Genomic DNA, 25,178 nt, shown 5'->3' with positions numbered 1-25,178 from the left:
TTGGAAGGAGGAAGAGTAATATGAAAATGCATGTATTGGTGATCGATGATGAACCTGCTATTTGCACCGCTCTTAGCTTTGCCTTGGAAGATTCTTATCAAGTCGTTACAACAACGGACCCGGATGAAGGTCTTCGAAAGATCGACAATCAGCCTTTTGATATTGTTTTACTTGATCTTAGAATAGGAAATAAAAGTGGACTTGATGTCCTACAGAAAATCAAACAAATAGCACCTAACGTGACAATCATCATGATGACTGCCTATTCATCCATAGAAACTTCCATCGAGGCCATAAAAAAAGGGGCCTACTACTATATTGAAAAGCCAATTAATATAGAAGAACTTTCTTTGCTCTTGATGAGGGCAGCCGAATTCAAACAGATGTCCAATCAATTGGAGACTTTACATGAAGAATTAGAGATTCAAAAGAGATTTGGTAATTTTCTTGGTAACAGCAAGGCGATGCAGCGTATTTTTTCAATGATCGAAAGAGTGAAAGATATTGATTCAAGTGTTCTTATCACGGGTGAAAGTGGAACTGGAAAAGAGCTGGTAGCCCGAAACATCCATACACTAGGAAGAAGGAAAAACAACCCCATGCAGATTGTCAATTGTGCAGCAATTCCTGAGATGCTGCTGGAATCTGAATTGTTCGGTTACGAGAAGGGAGCATTTTCCGGTGCAACTCAGAGGAAGGAAGGGAAATTCGTTGCTGCTAATGGAGGCATCCTTTTTCTGGATGAGATTAGTGAAATGCCACTTCCTCTTCAAGCCAAATTATTACGGGTATTACAGGAACGGGAAGTGACGCCTCTGGGATCCAATACAAAAATCTCACTGGATGTCCGTATTATAAGTGCAGCCAATAAAAACCTGGAACAAATGGTGATGGAAGGGGAATTTAGGGAGGATTTGTATTTCAGGCTAAATGTCATTCCCATCTCCATGCCGCCTTTAAGAGATAGAAAAGAAGATTTACCGATCCTTATGGATTATTTTATAAAAAAGCACGCTAGGGATATGAATCGTGAAGATAAGACGTTCTCGGCAACCGCACGTCGAATTTTACTGGATTATCATTACCCTGGGAATGTCCGTGAGCTTGGTAACATTATAGAATATGCTGTTGCCCTATCAAACTCGAAAAGCATGGAGGATACCGATTTGCCGCAATATGTTCAAGAACAGAAGTTCATTCTCCAGCCGGATGGCAATGACGATGATTTTAACAGTTTCAGGATTCCTATTGGCATATCCATGAAAGAAATAGAGGGAAAAGTTATAACGGCCACTCTTCAATACTGTAAAAATCATCGGCAAAAAACAGCTCAAATTCTAAAAATTTCAGAAAGAAGCCTTCGGGATAAAATTAAGCTCATTTCAAAAGAAGAATAAAAGACTTATAGTGGGAACCGGCATTTTTTTCTGGGTAACCGGCAAAAATTGCCGGTTTAAACGGGTATTCCAAACAATAAATCGGCAGGATTTGCGTTTTAAAGCAGAAAATCGACTTGGCATGATATTTGCATCTAAGTACATTAAGAAAGGAGGGCTACGATGAAAAATGGAGCACTCTTTATAAAAGTCGCTTTGTTATTTTGTTTCATGACAGGATGTTCTTTTATGAATGAGCAGCAGGAAATATCCAAACCTGCTACTACCTTGATTCAGAGTCAATTAACTTCTGAAGGACAGGATTTAAATAATAGGCTGCTAATCATTGCAACCGGAGATATGACAGGTGTTTATTTTTCATTAGGAAAAAGATTGTCAAACATGTATGAAAAATATAATGGAGCTGTTTCAGGAACCCAGGTAACCCATGCTTCTATCGAAAATACTGAATTGGTTAGCCGCCATCGGGCAGAAATTGGTTTTACCACAGTGGATGTACTTGATTTGCCTGAAACGGATAAATCCAAGTTAAGAGCTTTAACGGCCCTATATTCCAATTATGTTCAAATTGTTACTACTAAACAAAATGATATTGATTCCTTAGAAGATTTAGTTGGTAAACGCATTAGTGTGGGTACGACAGGAAGCGGTACAAGGCTTATTGCAGAACGGATACTGTTAGAATCTGATTTGCCGACCGATCAATTGAATTTATCCTATCTTTCTTTTTCTCAATCAGCAGAAGCATTACGAAATGGTACCATTGATGCAGCTTTCTTTTCTTCGGGACTTCCGAATAATGAAATCGCTTTCATATCCAATCAGACGGAGCTGACTTTCATACCAATACCGGGGGAGGTCATTGAACGTCTTCAAAAACAATATGGAGTTTATACTCATAATGAAATTCCCAGAGATACATACAAGGGAATGAAAAAAAATGTCCAAACGATATCAATTAAAAATGTCCTGGTAACCTACAAGGAAATGTCTGACCCGCATGCTTACAATCTTGTGAAAACATTATATGAACATCTGCCTGAACTGCAGCAAACACATCCGGCGGCTTCTGATATTTCAATAGAGGAAGCAACCAAACAAGTTCCAATGGATTTTCATTCAGGGGCCATGAATTATTTTACTGAACAAGGAATGATTGAAAATCAATGAAAAACGGGAGGTAATGACTTTGAAAAAACTAATATGTCTTTTATCGATAATCGCATTGATCGCACTTGCGGGGTGTGGTAATCCTACTCCGCAAAAGCCGGGGGAATCTGTTCAAACGAGTACAGGTGAAAAAGGGGAGAAGAAAATAACGATAGCCGGTAATGGCGGGGTCATCGAAAGCGCCATCCGAGATGTGATCGCTCCAAAGTTCAAAGAAGAAACGGGAATCACTGTTAATTATATTTCCGGTTTATCAGGTGAAATCCTTTCTAAAGTGGAATTACAGAAGAACGCTCCGCAAATAGATGTTGCCCTTTTTGTACCGGTTGATGTAATACGCGCTAAGGAGAAGGAACTGATCGTACCAATTGATGAGTCCAATGTTCCCAATATGAAATCGGTGGATCCCCGATTCATTCCGATTGAAAATGCTGCCGCGCCAGCATTCGGCTTAGTCATTGCACCAGCTTATAATACGGAAACCTTTAAAAAGAAAGGGTTAAAATCAATCGAATCATGGAATGATCTTGTCTCCCCGGATTACGAGGGTAAAACGGCATTTTCAGATATTACGAATGACTGGGGTTTCAATACCCTTAATGGTCTGGCGATTGCAAACGGCGGCAGCACGGAAGACATGGAACCAGGTCTTGAAAAGGCAAAAGATCTTGCAGGATACTCCAATACATTTTATAAAAACTCAACGCAAATGATGCCAGCTATCCAACAGGGAGCTGCTGACGTAACGGTCATGGGTAGTTATTCCATAGGTGAACTAGCCGTTTCAGGAATTCCTATTAAGATGGCGGTGCCTAAAGAAGGTGTGCCGCTTCAAGCTTTCAGCGCTGGTCTAGTGAAGAATACGCCTAATAGCAAAGAAGCCCTAGAATTCATCAACTATGTAGTCAGTGAAGAAGCACAAGCACTAATTTCCGAAAAAGGATTTTATCCGACGGTGGAAGGCATGAAAATCCCAGAGAAATATGAAGAGTCAATCGGCCTTAAAGCAAGTGATAAAACATTCAAACCTGATTTCGCCAAGTTTGCAGAAATCCGTGCTGAGGTGTCAGACAGATGGGCGAAAGAGGTTACTCCTGAATTAGGGAAAAAACTCAAATAATAAGGAGCGTGTTGATCACATGGAAGTATTAAAAAAAGATATGGAAATTAATAGACAACACCTGGAGGCAGTTCAGGGGGTTGGGTCAAATAAAAATGATGTAGAGATAAAAGGAGCGTTTAAACAATTTGGCTCGAATGTGGTCCTGAATGGTATTGATCTGGAGGTGAAACAAGGAGAGTTACTCACTCTTCTTGGGCCTTCAGGGTGCGGAAAGTCCACAACCTTGAACCTCATTGCAGGATTCCTCGATGCAGACCGGGGAGAGGTCCATATTAAAGGAAATAATGTTACGAAGGTTCCTCCTTATAAGAGAGATTTAGGCATGGTTTTTCAAACGTATTCACTTTTTCCCCATATGACAGTCTATGAAAATTTAAGCTTTGGCTTGAAGCTGCGCAAGATCGGTAAAGCTGAACAAAAAAAGAAGATAAGTAAAGCGCTTGAATTAGTGAAAATGTCAGGATTGGAGAATCGTTATCCAAGAGAATTATCAGGAGGTCAGCGTCAGCGTGTTGCGATTTCCAGGGCACTTGTAGTTGAACCGGAGCTCCTTTTGCTGGACGAACCCCTTTCAAACCTTGATGCAAAACTGCGCCATGAACTTAGGGCCGAGATAAAGCGATTACAAAAGGAAATTGGCGTAACGACCATTTTTGTGACCCATGATCAAGAAGAAGCACTTTCCATGTCTGATCGAGTCGTGGTGATGAATGCAGGGAAAATTGAACAAATCAGTACTCCGACTGATATTTACAATCATCCCAAGACAGAATTCGTCTTTCAATTCATCGGTAAATCGAATTGTTTTGAAGGGAATGTCTCTGCTGTGGACAAGCGGAAAGTGTCAGTCAAGATAGGTTCTGATATCACACATGTAGACGCAGATAATATCATGGGAAATGATAATGATTTGAAAACCGGAGATGAGGTGAAGCTTTATATTAGACCAGAAAAACTGCAAATTTTTTCTGCGGATGACACCTCCTTATCACATTTGGATTTCCATCGTGCCAAGATTAGCCAAATTAACTATCTTGGTACCTCATGGGAAATCAATGTTCTATTACAGAGTAAAAGTATACAAGTATTGACTTCCGCTTTTGATTCATCATGGCAAAATGGAAGTGAGGTGTTGATAGGATGGAGCCCATCAGAAGTTATGCTAGTCAAGAAATAGAACGGGAAAAGAATCCGATTGAGCCGCAAAAGGAACCTAAAATCAAGAAAAGGAAGGTCTGGGTGCCGGGATTACTCCTTTTAACGCCGATTCTACTTTTCATATTTGGTTTCTTCGTCATACCGATGTTATACATTTTATATTTAAGCTTCATCTCCACTGATAATCTTGGAGGAGCGGATGCCGTTTATAGCCTAAAAAACTATACACAATTATTTTCAGATAGCTATTACTTATCATCTTTGTGGCTGACAGTGAAAATCAGCTTATATTCGGTCTTGGTTGCTTTATTTCTTGGATATCCGGTAGCTTTGACGATGGCCAAAAGTTCAGCGCGGATCAGAGGGTATATCACTCTCTTGATCGTGTCACCACTCCTTGTAAGTATAGTGGTCCGTAATTTTGGCTGGTACCTCTTGCTATTACCTAATGGAACGATTAATCAAACCCTGATGGCCCTTGGCATAATAGATGCACCATTGAAGCTATTGTTTTCGGAAATCGGAGTTGTAATTGGACTATCCAATGCATATCTACCTTTCATGATCTTATCCATCGTTGCCAGCTTATATAATATTGATCCTTCCCTGGATAAGGCAGGAGCCATACTTGGGGCAAGCCCATTCAGAAGGTTCTTTTCCATTACATTGCCGCTAAGTATCCCTGGTATAGTATCTGGTTGCATTCTTGTATTCAGTTTGTCAATGAGTGCTTATGTTACGCCTGCACTTATGGGGGGAGCCAATGTGCCCGTGATGCCTGTTGTCATCTATGATCAAATAAATAACCTGCTGCATTGGACATTCGGATCTGCTCTTTCTTATATTCTATTAGCCACCACCGTCATATCAGTAGCCGTCTTTACCAGAGTGTTTGAAAAAGGGAAATTCAAGGAGGTATTCCGATGATGAAAACGTTTGGCGGCCTTCGGATTGCCGTAGCCGTGTTGGCGATTATTTATATCTTGATCCCGCTCATTGTCGTTATTCCCGCTTCTTTTACAAGTGCCAATTATCCAAGTTTTCCGGCAGATGGTTTCTCACTGCAATGGTATGGCAAGATCTTGGAGCGTCCAGAATTTTTGGAAGCATTTTTGAATAGTGCGAAATTTGCAGCATTAGCTGCCCTATTCTCCGTCATATTCGGAACTTTGGGGGCCCTTGGCATCGCAAAGTATGATATACCGGGAAAATCATATATTACGGCCCTTTTAACTTCTCCATTAAGTGTACCGCAATTAGTCTTAGGGATTGCACTGTTAATGTACTTTACACCAATGATGCTAGCCGGTACTTCTGCCGGATTCTTGATTGCCCATATCGTCATTTGCATACCATATGTAATGCGCCTGGTATTAACCGGTCTTAGTGGATTTGATTATAATCTTGAACGGGCTGCGGCCATACTTGGAGCCAATCCATTAACAGTATTCATGAAAGTGACACTGCCGCTGATTGGGTCCGCGGCAATCTCTGGGGGATTATTCGCATTTTTGACATCATTTGATAATGTAACCGTCTCACTCTTTATGGTATCACCTGAAATGAGAACGTTGCCGATCGAGATTTTCTCGCAAATGCAGGATGCCTACAATCCGATTGTTGCTTCCGTGTCAAGCGTGGTTATATTCATATCAGTTCTTCTAATCGTCATACTTGAAAAAATTCAAGGTGTCGGAAAAGTTTTTGGTGGTTCCCATCATACAAACGGATAAAAGGATATAAGGATATGACAATGGATCATGCTGCCTAAGCTCGGTTTTTGATTTCATCTAAACGTTCCATTTAAGTGATCCAAACATCTTTTAGCAGACAATAGTGGGGCCGTTAGGATAGGGACAGAAGGATTAATTTGCTTTGCAACATGCTCCATACTATATTGTGAAAGCAAAATCACTTCTGTCTTTCCATCTAATTGTTTCACCATCTTTTTAACCCGATCGTCATGCTCCTTTCTTCTTCCTTGAGACAATAAATGGATGATTCCGGGATCCACCAAAGATACGATCTTACAGTCCGGATTCTTATCTAATAAATAATTTTGAAGGGCGATGGGTGTTTCTTTTACGGTTGAAATCAGGCCGATGGTAGAATAGCGAAGTGCTTCATCAAGCATGGCCTCATCTGAACGAAATAACTTTACAGGGTAAAGAGGTTGTAAAATTGAAGTGATTCCATTAAAAGCAGAGCAAGTAAGTTGGATGCATGAAACGCGAGAATCATAGGCTAAATTCACTAATGCAGAAAAGCGGCGAATGATTTCCGGAGTTAACTTGCCGCTCTTTTCCATCAAGGCGAGAAGTCCCGTGTCCATGAAATGAAGGAGTTCAATGTTTGGAGCAACTGTCTGAAAGGCCCTTTCTATTGGTTTTAGTGCAGTTGTGGTTGCGTGAATCAATGCGATTTTCAATAAAAACCCTCCTTTATTCTTCATCATTATATCTAGCTGAATCATAAAATTCCATTATATTACATGCAAATGATGCTTTTCCCATTTACTATAATCATGAACGGAAGTGAGAAGCATGGAGAAAGAAGCCTTACATGACCTTAGTCAGGTAATTCCAGGTGATAGAATGTTCCTTGATTTAGCAGAAAGGTATTGTTATAGCTATGACGCTTCTTTTGGAGAATTTTTACCTGAAGTCGTGATACAGCCCAAAAACGCCGAAGAAATCAGTGAAGTGGTTAAATTGGCTAATATACACAAAATACCTGTTTACCCTAGAGGATCTGGTACTTCGCTAAGTGGCGGCCCTTTACCAGTTAAAGGGGGTATGGTTCTTGATATGACCCTTTTACGAGATAAATTGATCATCGATCGGGAAAATATGCTTGCCATTGTCTCTCCGGGTGTGATTACGGCAAATATCCATAAAAAGGCGGAAGAAGCCGGCTTGTTCTATCCTCCAGATCCAAGCAGTTCAAATGTTGCCACAATAGGCGGGAATCTATTGGAAAACTCCAGCGGTCCAAAGGGATTGAAATACGGAACGACCAAAGAATATGTGATAGGCCTTGAGGTGGTCACCCCAACGGGAGAAATCATCCGTACTGGCGGAAAGACCGTGAAAAATGTAACAGGGTATGATTTAACCCGATTGATCGTAGGATCGGAAGGTACCTTGGGCATCGTTACAGAGGCAATCATTCGTTTAATCCCAAAACCGCAAGCTAAACAAACCTTTGTTGCCCACTTCAATCATTTGATTGACTCCGGCCATGCCATTACCAGCATATTATCGTCAGGAATTCTACCATCAGCCCTGGAATTGATGGATAATGCGTGTATCCGTGCTGTTGAAAGCTATCGACCTTCTGGCTTGCCTCTTCAAGCAGAAGCCATCCTTATCATAGAAATAGATGGTCACCCTTTGGCGATTGAGGAAGAAATAATTAAATGCGCCGATTTATGCAGGGCAAAGGGTGCTTCCTACGTCAAGATAGCGGAGACAGAGGAAGAACGCCAAACTATTTGGAGTGCGCGTAAATTGGTTTCCCCGGCCATTACACAAATGGGTCCTACAAAGATTTCTGAAGACGCGACTGTTCCACGCAGTCAAATTCCGGCGATGATGGAGAGATTAAACCGAATCCGGGAGAAATACGGGTTGAACTTGGTTGTTTTTGGTCATGCAGGAGATGGGAATTTGCATCCGAACATCATTACTGATAAACGAAATATTACGGAAATGAAAAAAGTGGAGCTTGCAGTCAGTGAAATTTTTGAAGCCGCAATTGAACTAGGCGGAACACTTTCCGGTGAACATGGAATCGGTACATTAAAGTCACCATATATGGAAATGGAATTAGGTATAACAGGGGTGAATATGATGAAAAAAATTAAAGAAGCATGGGATCCCAATAATATCCTTAATCCAGGAAAGATTTTTCCTGATAAGGGCCAGACAAGGGTCGTGTTGGTTACATGAACCTACCCGTCAAAGTGAACGAGACAAATGCAGCGGTCCAAAATTTATATTCAGATGCCTATGATTGGACAAACCAATGCGTAAAATGCGGTTACTGTTTACCAGCATGTCCTACATACGAATCAATGGGTGTAGAATCAGCCTCTCCACGCGGTCGAATCAATCTAGTGAAAATGGCGGCCGAAGGGAAAATAGATTTCCAAAAAGATTTATCTGAACCGATCGACCTATGCTTAGGCTGTCGTGCTTGTGAAACCGCATGTCCTGTTGGTGTGCCATACGGACATATACTGGAAGCGGCAAAAGAAGCCATTGAAAACTCCGCGCCAACAAACCAAAAAACTAAAATGACGAAGATCAAAAAACTGGCATTGGTTCATCTTTTCCCATATCCAAAACGAATGAATAGGATTGGGAGTGCAGTCTTTCTTTATCAAAAAACAGGGTTATCCAAACTTATCCGGACATCCAATGTACTGCATAAAGTTTCACCTGCCCTTGGACATTTAGAACAAGCACTCCCTGCTATCGAGTCGTCCTCCAAACGAATCCGGACAGGTACGATAATACCCGCAAAAGGGGAAACGAAATTAAGGGTGGCATTTTTTGCAGGGTGTATCATGGATTCCATGATGTCACGAATCAACCGTCTAACCATCGAGCTGCTCACCTTGGTGGGATGTGAGGTCATCCTCCCTGAAAATCAGAATTGCTGCGGTGCCCTGCATTCCCATCAAGGCGAAACAATACAAGCGCAAGCATTAGCGAAGAGGAATATCCTTGCTTTCATGGAGGCAGATGCTGATGTAATTGTAAATAACGCAGGAGGCTGCGGTGCTTCGCTTCTTGAATATGGACATCTATTGGCAGATGATCACGAATGGGCTGGAACAGCAAGGGAATTCTCAAAAAAATCAAAAGATATCAGTCAAATCCTTTATCAATTGGGTCCACTTCCCTATACTGAAGAATGGCAAGGCATCGTTTCTTATCAAGATTCCTGTCATTTACGCAATGTTCAAAAGGTCCAAAAGGAACCTCGATTATTATTGCAATCCATACCAGGAATTTCCTATGTGGAAATGGAAGGGTTTGACCGCTGCTGTGCATCTGGAGGTATATACAATCTTCTCCACTTTGATGAATCCATGAAAATTCTTGATGAAAAAATGAAGAACCTAAAAGAAACGAAAGCCACTACCGTAGTGACCGTCAACCCTGGCTGTCAAATGCAAATGAGCATTGGCATTCAAAGGGAGGGAGCAACAAACCAAATGAAAAGTATGCACCTTGTTGAAATACTCGCCAAGGCATGCGGCCTGGATTGATAAAAAGAATACAGAAACTTCTTTGGACATTAAACGTCAGTATTTCCTGCTCTTATGCGAAAATACAGACGTTTTTATTTTTCAATTAATAGTGACCATGTTAGTAACTTGATCTTACTCCATTAAAGATGTAGGTGGAAAAAGCCTTGGGAGAGCAATGATGCAGTGCAATATGTACGGATGAAAGATTGATTAACATTATTGACTAAAATGATTAAGGCAGATTTTTCTTTATCCTTATCGGGGCAGGTTAGTAAACAGTATGTTAGTTGCACGTTAGATACATATGAAAAAAAAACCGTTCAATTTATTGAACGGATAGAATCAAATTAGATTTGTTAGTAAATGAACTTAAATTCCTGTCTTTATGCCAAAACCTATTAAAATTAAGCCAGTTGATTTTTGGAATGCTTTCTGGAATTTGGAGTTGTTCATCCATTTTTTTGCGTAATCAATTAGATAAACAAGAAATAGAAACCACAATACCGCGAGTAAGGTTAAGATGAAGGCTAAGATAATCAATTGCTGGTTTACATTTCCGGTCAAATTGATAAATTGCGGCATGATTGTTATATAAACTAAAACGGTCTTTGGATTAAGAATATTATTAAGTAATGCTTGCATAAAGGAATCTTTATTATGCCGATTTGAATACTTTGTAGGTGTATTTGCCTGTGCTCGAATTTCTTTTAAAGAAAAAACGCTTTTAGCAAAAAAACTTTTTATCCCTAAATAAATTAAGTAGGCAGCTCCCAAATATTTGATTGTACTGAAAAGAATCACAGACTTTGCAATGACAACAGATAATCCAAGAATAGCAATAAGCGTCCAAAAAGAAAGTCCCGTTGCCATTCCGAGAACAGTATAACGTCCCGCTTTTGGACCATAGCTAAGCGTATTTTTCACTAAGAGCATAGTATCTGCTCCTGGTATAATAACCATCATTGCAACTATTGATATGTATGTAAGTAAGCTATCCATACTATTTCTCCCTCCTCTTTTTATAGTGACTACTTAAGTAACTACTTATGTAAGTATATTAGATGATTATGGAAAACGTCAACAGATTTTGCTAAAATATCAGTTACAAAGGTAGCAACTAAGGTTGTGTTGGAGGGTTTATGAAAGAAAACATTTTAGAAACATTAAAAAACCTAAATTTTACCGAATATGAAGCGAAAGCATATCTTACCTTATTGGAAGAATCGCCATTAACAGGATATGCAGTAGCAAAATACTCTGGTGTTCCACGTTCAAGAGTATATGAAATTCTGGACAGTCTCGCAATAAGAGGGGATATTCTGGTTAGTCCTGGAAATACACCACAGTATACTCCTGTTCCTGCAAAGGAGCTAATAAAAAACCGTCGAATGAAAGCAGAAGAGAATTTTGAACTGGCAGAAAAATCATTGGCGGAGTTTGAACGTTCTGCAAATGACCGTGAAAATATCTGGAATATCATGGGACGCAACGAAATACTCGATAAGGTAAAAGCCTGTATATTATCTGCTAAAAAAAGAATACTCTTAGAGATTTGGGAAGACGAATTCGAAGTATTAGAATCTGAACTAAGACAGGCAGCAAATAGAGGGGTCAATGTAACAATTATTGCCTATGGGGAGATCGTCTGTGATTTTGCTAATGTTTACCTCCATTATATGGGTTATGAAATTACAGAAGAGTATGGTGGGCGATGGCTTGTTATTAGTGGAGATGACTCAGAAGTAGTAGCAGGTATTGTCTCGCTTGGTAAAGATAGCCGTGCAGCGTGGACAATGCATGTAGGTTTAGTAATGCCCATTACAGAAGTCATGATTCATGATTTGTATCTCATGGAAATCATGGAAAAACATAGAGAACTTTTAGAAGAAAGTTTTGGTGAAAACCTCGCCAATTTACGTAAAAAATTTTCTATCCATCCAGATTACAAAAAACATTATGTGGACTAGATTTCCGCTATTTTTGTCTGTTTTTTACAACAAAAGAAAAGATACTTCACAGTCAACTATAGGGGCATGAATCCAGGCGGGATTTATGCCTTTTAATGCTGAAATTACTTATTGAGCCATAGGGTGCAGGTAAGTTGAAGAAGAAAAGCATGTGCCCCCAGCACCCGACTATTGAAGATATAGCAGCTGTGTAAGAAATTTAACTATATTAAGATATGGAAAAGGGTATAATAAGTAATGTAATAAACCATTCTTGTAATGGGATTATTGTAGTATCGGATTTACATTTATGAATTTCCGGATATATACATAAAGACAGAAGGAGAAATGATTCGTTTGAATAACAAAGAAACAAAAGGTATCGAGTTACCTGCCAACTATGAGGAATTAAAAAAATCTGCCAATCGCAAATCTAATTGGAGAGAACGTTTAGATGCGATCGAAGAGTTAGGCCAGTCAAAAAATAAACAAGTAATCGATATTCTCACACATATTATGGATAGTGATTCTGTATATAAAGTTCAAGAGGCCGCCTACCGTCAATTGAAAAGATTAGGCGAAGATGTTCAATTGCCTGCAAGGAAAAAGGGCGAATTGGTTAAGGGATTAACCAAAATTTTGGTAAGGATCAAGAAGAGTTTACCAGAAAATCACACATATACTGAATTCAAAGAGAAGCTTCAGAAGATGAGAATGGATATATATGATACCTATGAGGGTGAAAAAGGAGCAGACTTTGATAAGTGGCTTGAAAACACTTGGTCAACTTTATCAAAAAGATAAAACTCCATACCAAAAATGAAAACAAGTAATATTGGATCTAGGAGCAAAATTTTTGCTCCTTTTTCTTATGTGTAAAAACTAAAATTGTAGCTGGGGTATGATAATATGTTTAAAAGAGGAAGCATTTGGCTATTTGACTAACATTTGTGACCACGGTGGACAACGATAAATACATACGAATTTAGGGGAGAAATGATGACTGATTATATAGAAGTTTGGAAAGAAGCCATGGTAGATCATACCGGAAAAATACCTAACAGGCTTAAAGATGATGCAGCAGAAGAAGCCTTTTGGTCTTCCAGGGTTGAAGGGAAAAAACATCATAAAGCGGACCCTTATGCAAAACTTGTGCAACAAGAGTTACTGGCTTTATTAAATTCAGATGATCATATATTGGAAATCGGCCCTGGCTGGGGCAATTATACATTTGATATTGCAAAAGAAGTCAGAAAGATGACTTGTATTGATAGTTCAAAAAGCATTATCAGTTTTTTGAAATCTCAGGCGAACGAAAAAGGTTTCGAAAACATAGATTTGATCCATGATAAGTGGGAAAGTGAAACGAAAAGGGACAAATATGATGTGGTATTTGGTTTTAATTGTTATTACCGTATGCAAGAAATCGGTCATACCTTATTAAAAATGAATGAGTCAGCAACCCGTTTAGTTATAGTCGGTATGACAACAGGACCAGAAAAACCTCATTATATGGAATTGAAGGAACGAGGATATAACATCAACTTAAGAAAGCGGGATTACATACACATCTTGAATGTATTGTATCAACTTGGAATATTGGCGGACTGTAAGATCGTGAAATTGAAAAGTAAAAAAATATATTCAACATATGAAGAAATGATTCGCGATAACACTACAAAAATTCTCGATGAACAATATTCCCATGATGAAGTAAAAACCATCCTTAATAAATATGTGGTGGAAAAAGAAGGAGTTTTCGAATACGAATATCCGTTTCATGCAGCTTTGATGTATTGGAATCCAAGGTGAAATTACATACTCTAGTACCTTTTTTCCTGAATTCTTTTTGAGGTCCTTCAGGAAAAAAGGTATTTTTCTGTTGGATATTCGCAAAATATACTGAACACGCGACTAAAAACCAATAGGAAAACGGAGAGTGAATAAAAAATGAAAGAAATATCCGAAAAGAGATTTTGTGAAAATTGTAAAAAGGAAACAGTTCATACAGTAACGGAAGATGCATTAGAAATAGAATATTCCTGTAATGAGTGCAGTCGTCACCAAGAGGTTTTCAAGACATTTTTTTAGAAAGTATTCGAGTTGGAAAGGAATGTTCTTTAAGTGGAAAGGTTTGAATTCAGGGAAACAATTCCACTTATTAGATTTTTTAAATTTCAGGGAAGTTTCAGGAGTTGCTTACTATAAATGACGTAAGACTTAGTCTAGAAGGGTTCAAGGGGACTTTCGAAATAAAACAAAGCAATAGGCATTCCTACATATTACGGATATAAAAAAGAGAAAATCGAGCTTAATTTATACAGGGGAACTGTTGAAATCATGAGATTTCCGACGAATCGGGATTAAAGTCGAAATGCTATTTCTATAAGAAGGGGGTCTTTTTTATCATGCGAAAATGATCTTTGCTTATGTTTAGCTTGGGACTCCAATGTTAATAAAGACAATCATTTAAAAATATAATGAACAGATTATATTTTTTGAAACTTTATTTCAACGGCATGCAATATGTGATATATTGCATATTAGATATTGGTATTTTGAGGAGGACAAAGCCGTTGATACATTCGGATTCAACACAAAAAATCAAGCGTACTTCTGTACGTGAAGAAGCTTACATAATCTTGCGGGATTGGATTGTCCAAGGGATACTCACGCCAGGTCGACAATTACGAGACAAAGAATTAGCCGAACAATTAGGAGTAAGCCGTACCCCTATTAGAGAAGCACTATTAAGGCTAGAGGATGAGGGTTTTGTAGAGACCAAGCCGAGCCGTTCAACTATTGTTTCCCCCATTCGATTCGATGGGGTATTAAATGTATATTCCATTGTTTGGACACTGGAAAAATTAGCTATGAAACAGGCTTTTGAAAACTTTGAAGATAAACACTTAATGGAGATGGAAGCCATCAATCATGAAGTGAAAAAAGCAATTGACGAGGGAAATCAAATAGTAGCCGTCCAGAAAGATAATGACTTTCACTCCATTTACATCAATCTTACTACAAATGATGAATTAAAGCGGATTCTATCGGGATTAAAACAAAAACTTATACGGATAGAACTGTATTATTTCGATCAGGTAAGTGATGTTCATCATTCCATTGATGAGCATAATCAGATCATTCAGGCTTTAAGGCAAAAAAATCTCACCAAGGTGCTTGAAGTGATAGAAAAGAATTGGAAAGAAAGCTTTTTAAGAATTCAAGCCCATACGGAATGTGTAAAAAGCGAGGAAGAAAAAAATGAGTAATGATGGTTTAGTTGAGGTATCACCTTCAAGAAAAAGAGGGATTTCCCTGGTACTTACCGGCGCTGCGTTATGGGGAATATCTGGAACGGCAGCTCAATATCTATTTCAACGGCAAGGGTTCAGTCCTGAGTGGCTCACGGTGGTACGCTTATTGCTTTCAGGCTTAATCCTGTTGGGGGTCGCTTATAATAAAGATAGACAGAAGGTTTTTGGAATCTGGAAAACGAAAAACGATGCGCTTCAAATTATCCTTTTTGCTATTCTGGGAATGCTCGCTGTTCAATACACCTATTTTGCAGCAATTGAACATGGCAATGCAGCGACTGCCACTGTCCTACAATACTTAGCGCCGGCCCTGATCACTTGTTATTTAGCCATTCGTTCCAAACGTTTTCCCACCATTACTGTGAGTGTAGCAGTAATCATAGCGATTTTAGGCACTTTTTTGCTTGTGACGGGAGGAAGCATACGTACCCTCTCCATTTCCGGGTGGGCAGTATTTTGGGGAGTAACATCAGCATTTGCACTGGCTTTCTATACATTGCAACCTTATAAACTCCTTTCAAGATGGGGTTCAATGATTGTTGTGGGATGGGGCATGTTGATTGGAGGTATTTGTTTTAGTATGATCCATCCTCCGTGGGCAGTTGAAGGCAATTGGACTTTATCTTCTTTTTCAGCGATTTTGTTCATCATCATTTTCGGTACGATCATTGCCTTTTACTTTTATTTGGAAAGTACAAAATACATCACGGCTTCAGAGGTAAGTTTATTTGCTTCTGTTGAGCCATTATCCGCAACCTTAATATCCGTGATCTGGCTGAATGTAACATTCGGTTTTGCCGAGTGGTTTGGCACGTTTTGCATTATAAGCACCATTACGATTTTATCGATAGTAAAAAACAAGTAGTGCCAGTTGTAAAACGGGCAAAATAATTCAACCTATCTGTAGTTATTTAATACTAGACTAATAAACTACCATGTAGGTGAATGGAGCAAAAACATTCACGAAATGCTTAACCGGTTTTGGGGGTTTTAGGTAATAGCAGGTTTTTGAAAAAGCAATTACACAACATGTGAATTGCTTTTTTTGTATTTTACGAGTGAGCGCAGGGCATTTAGACCACGCCATTCAAATCGATAGTTAGCTTTTTCAACAATCCAGCAGGATCATCTCCCTAATAACTATGTATTCAAAGTAATAAAAGGAGAAATGACATAGGAATCGAAATATAGATAAAAGTATGGAAAATGAAAATGAGACTTTGGTCGTTAACTGACACTCAAAAGGAGATTTTATATGTTTACTAGAGAAGCCATTGCATCTTTTAATGAATTGGAATGCTCGTTGTATGGTTATATTACCAAAAACGCAGAAAAGGTCACATATATGAGGATAAGGGAACTTGCAGATGAGACACATGTTTCTACCTCCACCATCCTTCGTTTTTGCAGGAAGGTTGATTGCGCTGGTTACTCGGAATTTAAAGTGAAGCTTAAGATGTATATAAGCGAGAAACAGCATGTCAAGCTAAAGAGTACCCAGCATTCTCTGTCGGAATTTGTAGAGAGGACGCTAAAGGGAAGCTTCGAATCCTATATCCAAGAAACGGCGAGGTTGATTTCCAAAGCGGATAGTGTCATTTTTCTTGGAATTGGGAGCTCGGGTATTATGGCTGAATATGGATCGCGCTATGTTTCCAGTCTTGGGAAATCCTCCTTATACATAAAGGATCCTTTCTTTCCAATCCATTCGAAGTATTCAAGTAACAGTGTAACCATTGCTTTGAGCGTATCTGGAGAAACGTCCGAGATCATTGAGCTTATCAAATGTTTAAAAGAAGAGGGCAGTACCATTGTCAGCATAACAAATAATAAAGTCAGTACGATTGCAAGGATTTCCGATTTGAATATATCCTATTTCGTAACAGAGGAATACAGCGGTAAATCTAATATAACGACTCAAATTCCGGTCGTTTATCTTTTAGAGGCGATTGCAAAGGAAATATACAAAATATAGAGTAACATCCTGTTTCTTTTATGTAACAGATGACAACTGACGTCACAAAAAACAGAAAGGGTGAATCGTATTTACCACGCTGTTGAAAGCGGATACAATTTCTTTAGAAAGAGGTGAAATAATGATTCATCAAAAGAGTGAACGCTTCCCAGATGGCTTTTTATGGGGCTCCGCATCAGCAGCATACCAAGTGGAGGGAGCGTGGAATGAGGATGGTAAAGGTCTTTCCGTCTGGGATATTTACGCGAAATTGACTGGAACGACTTATGACGGGACGAACGGTGATGTGGCGGTTGACCATTATCATCGATACAAGGAAGACATTGCCTTGATGGCTGAAATGGGATTGAAGGCTTATCGCTTTTCTGTGGCCTGGAGCCGGATTTATCCTGAAGGGAAAGGGGAAATCAACGAAGCGGGACTGAGATTTTACGATGAACTTATTGATGGACTGCTAGAACACGGCATTGAACCCATTTTAACGGTCTACCACTGGGATGTTCCCCAAGCATTAATGGAGGAATATGGTGCCTGGGAATCAAGGGAGATCATCAATGACTTCAACGAATATTGCATAACACTGTTCAAACGCTTTGGGTCCCGTGTTAAGTATTGGGTCACATTGAATGAGCAGAATGTTTTTATCGGATTGGGGTACCGTACAGGGCTGCACCCGCCGGGGGTGAAAGATTCAAAAAGGATGTATGAAGCCAATCATATTGCAAACTTGGCAAATGCTAAAGCCATTCAATCATTCAGAAGGTTCGTACCTGATGGCAAGATCGGGCCCAGTTTTGCTTTTGGACCGACATATCCATTTACTTGTGCTCCAGATAATATCCTTGCATATGAAAATGCCGAGGATCTCAATAACCATTGGTGGCTGGATGTGTATTGCTGGGGGACTTACCCTAAGATAAGCATGAAGTATTTACAGAGAAATGATCTGGCTCCGACCATCATAGATGGGGACATGGAACTTCTTGCCTTTGGAAGGCCTGACTTCATCGGAGTCAATTACTACCGAACGGGAACAGTCGAAATAAACCCGCTCGACGGAATTGAACTGGGAGCCATGAATACGACCGGAAAGAAAGGGACATCAGAGGAAAGCGGAGTTCCTGGGCTATTCAAGTCGAAGAGAAATCCTCACTTGGATGCAACGAATTGGGATTGGGAAATCGACCCGACTGGCCTTCGCATCGGCCTCCGCAGATTGACCAGCAGATACAGGCTTCCAATCCTCATTACTGAAAATGGTTTAGGTGAATATGATTCGCTCCTGGAAGGGGATGTTGTGAATGATGAGTACCGTATTCAGTATTTGAAAAGTCACGTAGCAGCCTGCCAGGACGCCATCAGTGACGGTGTGGACCTAATTGGATATTGCACTTGGTCATTCACGGATATACTAAGCTGGCTGAATGGCTATAAGAAACGCTACGGCTTTGTTTATGTAAACAGGGATGAACATAGTGAAAAAGATCTGAGGCGTATAAAGAAAAAAAGTTTCTATTGGTATAAAGAATTGATAGAAACGAATGGTGATAGTTTACAGAATATTTAATCTATTATACAAAAGGAGGAATAATGAATGAAAAAAATCCTATTGGTATGCGCAGCTGGAATGTCCACCAGCTTGCTGGTTAATAAAATGAATGACGCTGCAAAGGCTAGGGGCATAGCCATCGATATTGTTGCCTTGCCCATTTCGGAATGCAGCAAAGCCGCGGAGGAAGTGGACGTCGTGTTATTGGGTCCTCAGGTCAGGTATCAAAAAGCACAGGTGGACTCCATTGTAGACGGAAGGGTTCCTGTAGAAATCATAGAAATGAGAGCATATGGAACAATGAACGGAAGTGCAATCCTCGATCGGGCTTTAGAGCTTATTGACCAAAATCAATAAAACAAAAAAAACAATAGATTTAGGGGGTATATTATGGGATTCATGGCTAGTTTTGAGCGTGTAATGGAAAAAGCCCTTGTTCCTGTAGCGGCTAAACTGAACTCTCAAAGGCATATTGTCGCTATTCGTGATGCGTTTATTTTAGCATTTCCCATCACATTGGCGGGATCATTGATCGTTCTATTGAATTTTGCTGTGCTGGCTCCGGATGGCTTTATTGCAAGGTTGCTGTTCTTGAATAAGCTATTTCCTAATTTAGCGGATTTCCAGCAGGTATTTGCACCAGTATTGAATGGTTCAACCAGTATTTTATCCATTTTCATTGTCTTTCTAATTGCCAGGAATATAGCCTTAGCCATGAAGGCGGATGACCTTCTATGCGGATTAACTGCCCTTTCCACTTTCTTCATTGTATATCCCGCTTATACGGTGGTTGAAGGGACGAATTTCCTTTCCACTCAATGGGTGGGGGCACAAGGCCTCTTCGTAGCCATGATCATTGGTTTGCTCGTGGGCGAAATCTTCAGCCGATTGTCCAAATCGAAACGCCTTCAAATCACGATGCCTGCGTCCGTACCGCCAGCCATCTCGAGAACATTCAAGGTTCTTTTTCCAATCGTCATCATTACAGTATTATTCTCAGTTGGTAATGCAATCATTCTAGCTATCTACCCAAATGGGATCCATGAATTGATTTATGCAGTGATCCAGACCCCATTGAAAAACTTGGGAACCAATATATTCTCGTTAATTATCCTGGCCATAGTATCGAACCTCCTCTGGGTCTTCGGGATTCATGGTCCTAATACAGTTGCCGCAATCAGGGAAGGGATGTTTGCGGAGGCAACGCTTGAGAACCTGAACTATGTCGCTGCACATGGATCGGCATGGGGAGCTCCATACCCTGTTACGTGGGCTATCAATGATGCTTTCGCCAATTACGGTGGATCAGGCATGACCCTGGGATTGATCATTGCCATTTTCATCGCATCAAGAAGAAAGGATTATCGCGATATCGGAAAGCTTTCCATTGCACCAGGCATCTTCAATATCAATGAACCGATCATTTTTGGATTGCCGGTCGTACTTAATCCAATTTTGATCTTCCCATTCATCCTGGTGCCGGCAGTAAACATCTTGATCGGGTATATCGCGATCACAACAGAGCTGATACCGCCGATAGCCTATACTGTGCCGTGGACGACGCCTGGTCCACTTATTGCATTCTTCGGTACTGGCGGAAACTGGATGGCCCTGATTCTCGGGTTCGTCTGTCTGGCTGTTTCAACCGTTGTCTATCTTCCGTTTGTGCTCGCTTCGAATAAGGCTGCAGCCATACAGCAATCAACGGATGCCGGCAATAACGATTTACCTGCTTAGAAAGGAGAATGCATGAGTACTTATCAAATTCAAATGAATTCCGGACAGATATCATATCTTTGTGATTTCTTCTCGGAATATAAAGACGAACGCATAAAAACAACCCTTCTATCCTCAAATCGGGTTCAGGCTGTATTTGAAGCAATGACTGCCCTCCCGGGGGAGGAAGCGGTGAAGCACCTTAAACAGGTCTTTCAGCAATCCAAGTTCGGCCCTGGTCTATATTATTCGATTAAAAAAATTCAGTAGAGGGAGACAGTATATCATGTCCAACTACCTAGCCTTTGACATAGGGGGAACAGAAATAAAATACGGATTACTGACCGAATCAGGAGATATTTTGGAAAAAGGAAGATTTCCAACGGTCCGTAACAACGGGGGGGCCATCCTTCAAGCGATCTTAACTAAAGTCTCCATTTTTCCTAGTTTAAGAGGAATCGCCATCAGTGCTCCAGGCTTTGTAAATAACCAGACTGGTTTTATTGAAATGGGAGGAGCCATCAAGGATTTTGATGGTTTCAACATTAAAACATATATGGAAGAACTGACGAATCTCCCTGTCACTGTGGAGAATGATGTGAATTGTGTGGCTCTCGCCGAGAAATGGAAGGGTAACGCACAGGATATTGAACACTTTATCTGCATGACGGTCGGTACAGGGGTTGGCGGAGCGGTTTTCCTTAATAATCAATTATATCGAGGCATTTCCTTTGGTGCCGGTGAATTTGGATTCATGATTACCCATGGTACTAAAAATGACTCAGCTTTTAAAAATACATTGAGCTGGAATGGATCCATATCAGGCATGAGGGAACGGTATGCCAAATATAAAGGGATAGTGACTGCAGATGTAACGGGCGAGGATGTTTTTCAAGCTTATGAAACTCGTGACCCTATAGCTTTGGAAGAAGTTGAACGCTTCTATGATAGCCTTGCAATCGGCATCCATAATCTGTATTTCATGTTCAATCCTAGCAAGATCTTGATTGGCGGGGCTGTAAGTGCAAGGGAAGGATTGATACCAGAGCTCAGAAGAAGAGTTGAATCATTAAATCGTTATATAAATGGATCGTGTATTGAATCATGCCATTTGAACAACGATGCAGGCATGATTGGTGCCCTGTTTCATCATCTGCAAACATATGTACAACAAGGAAGAAGGGAATAGACATGGAAGGAATGGAAGCTGTAGCATTTCAAATTATCAGCAATGTAGGAACCGCAAAGAGCTTGATCATGGAAGCTTTGTATGAGGCAAGAGATGGAAGGTATGAATCGGCCGAGAAAAAACTGAAAGAATCCCGGACTCATATGCTTGAAGGCCACCATGCCCATGCAGGGCTTATCCAGCAGGAGGCATCAGGTCAAAAGGTGGAAATCTCCCTTCTTCTTATGCATGCAGAGGATCAAATGATGAGTGCCGAGACGATAAGTGACCTAGTAGCGGAAATGATCAGAATGTATCGGGAAATGAGACAAAATAAGAATGGTGGGGTGTCATTTTGAAGAATGGTATAAAAATCGTGACAATAGGCGGGGGTTCCAGCTACACGCCGGAACTGATTGAAGGTTTTATCAAACGGTATGACGAACTTCCCGTTAGTGAAATCTGGCTCGTTGACATTAACAAGGGAAATGAAAAACTGGAAATCGTAGGGAATCTTGCAAGAAGAATGGTTGAAAAGGCAGGTCTGCCAATCGATATCCACTTAACGCTTAACAGGCGCGAAGCATTGAAGGATGCAGATTTTGTAACGACCCAATTCCGGGTCGGATTACTTGACGCAAGAGCTAAGGATGAAAGGATTCCGTTAAAATATGATGTAATCGGACAGGAGACAAATGGGCCAGGAGGTCTCTTCAAAGGACTTAGGACCATACCAGTCATACTTGAAATCTGCAGGGATATGGAGGAGCTTTGTCCGGATGCCTGGCTTGTGAACTTCACCAATCCAGCTGGAATGGTTACGGAGGCAGTCTTAAGATATAGCAATATCAAAAAGGTTGTGGGTTTATGCAACGTTCCCATCGGGATGAAAATGGGTATAGCAAAAGCTCTGAATGTAGAGCCAGACAGGGTCCAAGTAGATTTTGCCGGATTGAATCATATGGTATTCGGATTAGATGTATATGTGGACGGAAAAAGCCTGAAGGATAAAGTAATAACGGCTCTTGGGAATCCGGAAAATGGAATGACGATGAAAAACATTGCGGGCTTTGCCTGGGATCGTGATTTCATTAAAGGGATGGGCATTATTCCTTGCGGATACCATCGTTATTATTACAAGACCGATGAAATGCTCGCCGAAGAAAAGGAATCTTCAGCAACAAATGGAACGCGGGCAGAGGTCGTTCAACAACTGGAAAAAGAACTTTTCGAGTTGTATAAGGATCCTGAACTTAATGTTAAACCACCTCAACTGGAAAAACGCGGTGGAGCGTATTACAGCGAAGCTGCCTGCAGCCTCATCAATTCGATTTATAATGATAAACGGGATATACAGCCAGTCAATACACGCAATAACGGAGCGATAGCGAGTATTCCAGATGAATCGGCCATTGAGATTAACTGTGTGATCACCAAAGAGGGGCCAAGACCGATTGCCATCGGCGACCTGCCAGTGGCAGTCCGGGGATTGGTCCAGCAAATTAAATCTTTTGAAAGAATGGCTGCTGAAGCGGCTGTCACAGGAGATTATCATACAGCTTTGGTGGCGATGACCATAAATCCTTTGGTACCATCAGATACCATCGCCAAAAAAATATTGGATGAAATGCTCGAAGCGCACAAGGAAGACCTGCCACAATTTTTTAATGAAGTGAAATCTTGAATTGAATCAATGGGATGTTTTTACAGGTAATCTTTACAGAGGATGATTCTGAAAAGTTTTTTAGCAGGAAAGGATGACCTCGGAATTACAAGTTATTACATTCTAAATTAATAATTCAAAATAGATGACTTCCTGTTCGATTCTGATCAGGAAGTCATCTATTTTTTTAGAACAAATAACCTTCTGTGGTTTGATTCTTTGCTTGTTCTGTTTTATGTACAATGGATAACCAGATTAACAGCAGTAATATCTGTTTACTAAATGACTACAGTTTCCTTGAAAATGATGGCGTACTTGTTTGTCAATCCAATTCACCGGACGATGCCCCGCTCATTTATTGGAGTATAGGACGGACTATCGGGAGTGTTGGGTTCGAAGTCATGAGTTACCACACAATCATTCCTTCTTTTGGTGACAAGGCTTTCATATGGCAGCAAAGTAATTCAAGGCAAAACGCATGGAAAAACTATCGTTATTAATTATATAGAAAACCTTTTTTATTTAACAGGAAGCTGAACATGAAAGGTAGTTCCTTTTCCAACTACACTTTGAACTGAGATATTTCCTCCATGTTTGTGTATCGTTGTAAATACTTGAGTTAGACCTAAACCTGTTCCTTCGCTTTTGGTGGAAAAGAAAGGTGTTCCTAGCATCTTTAATTTATCTTCAGATATCCCTACTCCTGTATCACTCACTTTTATATGAATTTGTCCATTTTTATAATAATGTTCAATTCTTATTTTCCGCTTGCCTTGAATCTCATCCATTGCCTCAATTGCATTCTTCAACAGGTTAAAAAAGGCTTTTAGAAATAAATTTCTCTTTCCAACAACTTTTCTCTCTGTATCCCTTAAAGCCCATTCTATTTCCACCTTATAAAGTTGTTCTTGGAATAAAAACAAAATAGAAGCTAACTCCTTACATAAATCAATGGGAACAATAGGTTCCTCATGTAAATCTGGTTTAGAAACTTGTAATAAATTCTGCAGAGTTTCTAACGCTTTTTCTAATTCAGTTTCAATCGTATCAATATAAGGATGAGGCTGGGATTCTTTTAATAGCTGTAAAAATCCCTTTACTGTTGTAAGAGGGTTTTTAACTTCATGAACAATCCCTGCGGCTATTTGACCGATTGATGCTAATTTCACTCTTTCTTTCAAAAGAATCTCTGCTCTTTCTGCTCTTTTACGATCTGTAATGTTTCGAATAATGACTTGAGCCAAGGCCATGTCTTTTAAATAAAAAGGGGCAGCTGTAACTTCAATATTGATGATCTCTCCATCACCACAAATCATTTTTTGTTCTGCCAGTTCAACTATTTCTTGATTTTCGAGAACCCTATTTAATCGTTCTTTACAACCAGCATGGATTTCTGGTGGAAGAAAAGCGTACAAGTCTTTATATAAAATGTCCTCAGGAGAATCTAACTTTAGCAATTCCAAACAAGCTCTATTACAGAATAAGATTTTCCCTTCTTCTCCAACAATCCAAATTGAATTTAGGGAGTATTCTATCAATTGGTGGAAGTCTATGTCATGTGATCCAATTTTTAATTCCAAGTAAATCACTCCGTTTTCTTATTCCCAATAGTATATCAGGAAACATCCCTAACTGAAATACAAATTTTTTGAGCTGTTTTTTAATTATTTTGTTACATTTATTCAAGAATGTAAATCATTCCTCAATGTTGAAGAAGGCAAGAATTTATTAAAAGC

At 39.9% G+C, this 25,178-nt stretch carries 24 protein-coding genes and 1 pseudogene; 22 read left to right on the top strand and 3 right to left on the bottom strand.

Annotation, left to right across the window (positions count from 1 at the left end; all coding sequences use genetic code 11):
- The first annotated feature begins 20 nt into the window (after window positions 1-20).
- From QUF78_RS14030 to QUF78_RS14005, 6 genes are all read left to right on the top strand, one after another.
- A complete protein-coding gene (locus QUF78_RS14030; RefSeq protein ID WP_289325131.1) occupies window positions 21-1,397 on the top strand; it encodes a sigma-54-dependent transcriptional regulator in 1,377 nt (458 codons plus the stop codon).
- Window positions 1,398-1,559: 162 nt separating this feature from the next.
- On the top strand, window positions 1,560-2,567 hold the full coding sequence (locus QUF78_RS14025) for a TAXI family TRAP transporter solute-binding subunit (protein WP_289325130.1): 1,008 nt from the start codon (window positions 1,560-1,562) through the stop codon (window positions 2,565-2,567).
- Between the two features lie 13 nt (window positions 2,568-2,580).
- Window positions 2,581-3,687 carry an ABC transporter substrate-binding protein gene (locus QUF78_RS14020; protein ID WP_289325129.1) on the top strand — a complete coding sequence of 369 codons (1,107 nt, stop codon included), beginning with the start codon at window positions 2,581-2,583 and terminating at the stop codon, window positions 3,685-3,687.
- 40 nt (window positions 3,688-3,727) lie between these two features.
- Complete coding sequence (locus QUF78_RS14015) at window positions 3,728-4,867, top strand: ABC transporter ATP-binding protein (RefSeq protein ID WP_483313888.1); 1,140 nt, start codon at window positions 3,728-3,730, stop codon at window positions 4,865-4,867.
- Window positions 4,831-5,775, top strand: a complete 945-nt coding sequence (locus QUF78_RS14010; protein WP_289316363.1) for an ABC transporter permease — start codon at window positions 4,831-4,833, stop codon at window positions 5,773-5,775. Before QUF78_RS14015 ends, QUF78_RS14010 begins: the two co-directional genes overlap by 37 nt.
- A complete protein-coding gene (locus tag QUF78_RS14005) occupies window positions 5,775-6,581 on the top strand; it encodes an ABC transporter permease (protein WP_289327317.1) in 807 nt (268 codons plus the stop codon). The genes QUF78_RS14010 and QUF78_RS14005 overlap by 1 nt, the downstream gene beginning before the upstream one ends.
- 53 nt (window positions 6,582-6,634) lie before the next feature.
- Here the strand turns inward: QUF78_RS14005 and QUF78_RS14000 are convergent, their stop codons facing one another.
- The gene (locus tag QUF78_RS14000) at window positions 6,635-7,276 is read right to left on the bottom strand and encodes a hypothetical protein (protein ID WP_289325127.1); all 642 of its coding nucleotides are present in this window, start codon (window positions 7,274-7,276) and stop codon (window positions 6,635-6,637) included.
- Between the two features lie 115 nt (window positions 7,277-7,391).
- On the opposite strand from QUF78_RS14000, the gene QUF78_RS13995 reads away from it, so the two are divergent.
- Window positions 7,392-8,798, top strand: coding sequence for an FAD-binding oxidoreductase (locus QUF78_RS13995; protein WP_289316365.1), 1,407 nt, complete (start codon window positions 7,392-7,394; stop codon window positions 8,796-8,798).
- Window positions 8,799-8,812: 14 nt separating this feature from the next.
- A complete protein-coding gene (locus tag QUF78_RS13990) occupies window positions 8,813-10,126 on the top strand; it encodes a (Fe-S)-binding protein (RefSeq protein WP_289325126.1) in 1,314 nt (437 codons plus the stop codon).
- A 351-nt stretch (window positions 10,127-10,477) separates the two neighbouring features.
- On the opposite strand, the gene QUF78_RS13985 is transcribed toward QUF78_RS13990, so the two are convergent.
- Window positions 10,478-11,107, bottom strand: a complete 630-nt coding sequence (locus tag QUF78_RS13985) for a homoserine/threonine efflux transporter (RefSeq protein WP_289325125.1) — start codon at window positions 11,105-11,107, stop codon at window positions 10,478-10,480.
- 140 nt (window positions 11,108-11,247) lie between these two features.
- On the opposite strand from QUF78_RS13985, the gene QUF78_RS13980 reads away from it, so the two are divergent.
- From QUF78_RS13980 to QUF78_RS13915, 14 genes and pseudogenes are all read left to right on the top strand, one after another.
- Window positions 11,248-12,075 (top strand): TrmB family transcriptional regulator, encoded by an 828-nt coding sequence (locus tag QUF78_RS13980; RefSeq protein ID WP_289325124.1) that lies wholly within the window; start codon window positions 11,248-11,250, stop codon window positions 12,073-12,075.
- Window positions 12,076-12,402: 327 nt separating this feature from the next.
- Complete coding sequence (locus QUF78_RS13975; protein ID WP_375088921.1) at window positions 12,403-12,858, top strand: HEAT repeat domain-containing protein; 456 nt, start codon at window positions 12,403-12,405, stop codon at window positions 12,856-12,858.
- Between the two features lie 195 nt (window positions 12,859-13,053).
- Window positions 13,054-13,866: a methyltransferase domain-containing protein gene (locus QUF78_RS13970; protein ID WP_289325122.1), complete on the top strand. Its 813-nt coding sequence runs from the start codon at window positions 13,054-13,056 to the stop codon at window positions 13,864-13,866.
- 764 nt (window positions 13,867-14,630) lie between these two features.
- Window positions 14,631-15,326 (top strand): GntR family transcriptional regulator, encoded by a 696-nt coding sequence (locus QUF78_RS13965; RefSeq protein ID WP_289325121.1) that lies wholly within the window; start codon window positions 14,631-14,633, stop codon window positions 15,324-15,326.
- Window positions 15,319-16,236 (top strand): DMT family transporter, encoded by a 918-nt coding sequence (locus QUF78_RS13960; protein ID WP_289325120.1) that lies wholly within the window; start codon window positions 15,319-15,321, stop codon window positions 16,234-16,236. The genes QUF78_RS13965 and QUF78_RS13960 overlap by 8 nt, the downstream gene beginning before the upstream one ends.
- 390 nt (window positions 16,237-16,626) lie before the next feature.
- The gene (locus QUF78_RS13955; RefSeq protein ID WP_289325119.1) at window positions 16,627-17,346 is read left to right on the top strand and encodes a MurR/RpiR family transcriptional regulator; all 720 of its coding nucleotides are present in this window, start codon (window positions 16,627-16,629) and stop codon (window positions 17,344-17,346) included.
- 121 nt (window positions 17,347-17,467) lie between these two features.
- Window positions 17,468-18,913 (top strand): glycoside hydrolase family 1 protein, encoded by a 1,446-nt coding sequence (locus QUF78_RS13950; protein WP_289325118.1) that lies wholly within the window; start codon window positions 17,468-17,470, stop codon window positions 18,911-18,913.
- A 27-nt stretch (window positions 18,914-18,940) separates the two neighbouring features.
- Entirely contained in the window at window positions 18,941-19,252 is a 312-nt protein-coding gene (locus QUF78_RS13945; RefSeq protein ID WP_289325117.1) for a PTS sugar transporter subunit IIB, read from the top strand.
- A 33-nt stretch (window positions 19,253-19,285) separates the two neighbouring features.
- Window positions 19,286-20,632 carry a PTS sugar transporter subunit IIC gene (locus QUF78_RS13940; protein ID WP_289325116.1) on the top strand — a complete coding sequence of 449 codons (1,347 nt, stop codon included), beginning with the start codon at window positions 19,286-19,288 and terminating at the stop codon, window positions 20,630-20,632.
- 12 nt (window positions 20,633-20,644) lie between these two features.
- Window positions 20,645-20,881 (top strand): hypothetical protein, encoded by a 237-nt coding sequence (locus QUF78_RS13935; RefSeq protein WP_289325115.1) that lies wholly within the window; start codon window positions 20,645-20,647, stop codon window positions 20,879-20,881.
- Between the two features lie 16 nt (window positions 20,882-20,897).
- Window positions 20,898-21,800 (top strand): ROK family protein, encoded by a 903-nt coding sequence (locus QUF78_RS13930; RefSeq protein ID WP_289325114.1) that lies wholly within the window; start codon window positions 20,898-20,900, stop codon window positions 21,798-21,800.
- 2 nt (window positions 21,801-21,802) lie between these two features.
- Window positions 21,803-22,138, top strand: a complete 336-nt coding sequence (locus tag QUF78_RS13925) for a PTS sugar transporter subunit IIA (protein ID WP_289325113.1) — start codon at window positions 21,803-21,805, stop codon at window positions 22,136-22,138.
- A complete protein-coding gene (locus QUF78_RS13920; RefSeq protein ID WP_289325112.1) occupies window positions 22,135-23,463 on the top strand; it encodes a 6-phospho-beta-glucosidase in 1,329 nt (442 codons plus the stop codon). Before QUF78_RS13925 ends, QUF78_RS13920 begins: the two co-directional genes overlap by 4 nt.
- A 269-nt stretch (window positions 23,464-23,732) precedes the next feature.
- Window positions 23,733-23,876, top strand: a pseudogene (locus QUF78_RS13915) (spermidine synthase); the annotation flags it as partial.
- An 84-nt stretch (window positions 23,877-23,960) separates the two neighbouring features.
- Here QUF78_RS13915 and QUF78_RS13910 read toward each other — a convergent pair.
- Window positions 23,961-25,022 carry a two-component system sensor histidine kinase NtrB gene (locus tag QUF78_RS13910; protein ID WP_483313847.1) on the bottom strand — a complete coding sequence of 354 codons (1,062 nt, stop codon included), beginning with the start codon at window positions 25,020-25,022 and terminating at the stop codon, window positions 23,961-23,963.
- Between the last annotated feature and the right edge of the window lie 156 nt (window positions 25,023-25,178).

This window comes from Peribacillus sp. ACCC06369, assembly GCF_030348945.1.
Classification (GTDB): Bacteria; Bacillota; Bacilli; order Bacillales; family DSM-1321; genus Peribacillus.
Note: the sequence above shows the minus strand (reverse complement) of the source record. Positions and strands in the feature narration are given on the sequence as shown.

Bases quoted from the DNA above. Each gene is read 5' to 3' on its own strand.
- QUF78_RS14025 (WP_289325130.1), top strand. From the start codon at position 1,560: ATGAAAAATGGAGCACTCTTTATAAAAGTCGCTTTGTTATTTTGTTTC.
- QUF78_RS14015 (WP_483313888.1), top strand. From the start codon at position 3,728: ATGGAAATTAATAGACAACACCTGGAGGCAGTTCAGGGGGTTGGGTCA.
- QUF78_RS13955 (WP_289325119.1), top strand. From the start codon at position 16,627: ATGTTTACTAGAGAAGCCATTGCATCTTTTAATGAATTGGAATGCTCG.
- QUF78_RS13960 (WP_289325120.1), top strand. From the start codon at position 15,319: ATGAGTAATGATGGTTTAGTTGAGGTATCACCTTCAAGAAAAAGAGGG.
- QUF78_RS13950 (WP_289325118.1), top strand. From the start codon at position 17,468: ATGATTCATCAAAAGAGTGAACGCTTCCCAGATGGCTTTTTATGGGGC.
- QUF78_RS14005 (WP_289327317.1), top strand. From the start codon at position 5,775: ATGAAAACGTTTGGCGGCCTTCGGATTGCCGTAGCCGTGTTGGCGATT.
- QUF78_RS14010 (WP_289316363.1), top strand. From the start codon at position 4,831: ATGGAGCCCATCAGAAGTTATGCTAGTCAAGAAATAGAACGGGAAAAG.
- QUF78_RS13930 (WP_289325114.1), top strand. From the start codon at position 20,898: ATGTCCAACTACCTAGCCTTTGACATAGGGGGAACAGAAATAAAATAC.
- QUF78_RS13945 (WP_289325117.1), top strand. From the start codon at position 18,941: ATGAAAAAAATCCTATTGGTATGCGCAGCTGGAATGTCCACCAGCTTG.
- QUF78_RS13975 (WP_375088921.1), top strand. From the start codon at position 12,403: ATGATTCGTTTGAATAACAAAGAAACAAAAGGTATCGAGTTACCTGCC.
- QUF78_RS14020 (WP_289325129.1), top strand. From the start codon at position 2,581: ATGACTTTGAAAAAACTAATATGTCTTTTATCGATAATCGCATTGATC.
- QUF78_RS13970 (WP_289325122.1), top strand. From the start codon at position 13,054: ATGACTGATTATATAGAAGTTTGGAAAGAAGCCATGGTAGATCATACC.
- QUF78_RS14030 (WP_289325131.1), top strand. From the start codon at position 21: ATGAAAATGCATGTATTGGTGATCGATGATGAACCTGCTATTTGCACC.
- QUF78_RS13985 (WP_289325125.1), bottom strand. From the start codon at position 11,107: ATGGATAGCTTACTTACATACATATCAATAGTTGCAATGATGGTTATT.
- QUF78_RS13925 (WP_289325113.1), top strand. From the start codon at position 21,803: ATGGAAGGAATGGAAGCTGTAGCATTTCAAATTATCAGCAATGTAGGA.
- QUF78_RS13935 (WP_289325115.1), top strand. From the start codon at position 20,645: ATGAGTACTTATCAAATTCAAATGAATTCCGGACAGATATCATATCTT.
- QUF78_RS13940 (WP_289325116.1), top strand. From the start codon at position 19,286: ATGGGATTCATGGCTAGTTTTGAGCGTGTAATGGAAAAAGCCCTTGTT.
- QUF78_RS13995 (WP_289316365.1), top strand. From the start codon at position 7,392: ATGGAGAAAGAAGCCTTACATGACCTTAGTCAGGTAATTCCAGGTGAT.
- QUF78_RS13980 (WP_289325124.1), top strand. From the start codon at position 11,248: ATGAAAGAAAACATTTTAGAAACATTAAAAAACCTAAATTTTACCGAA.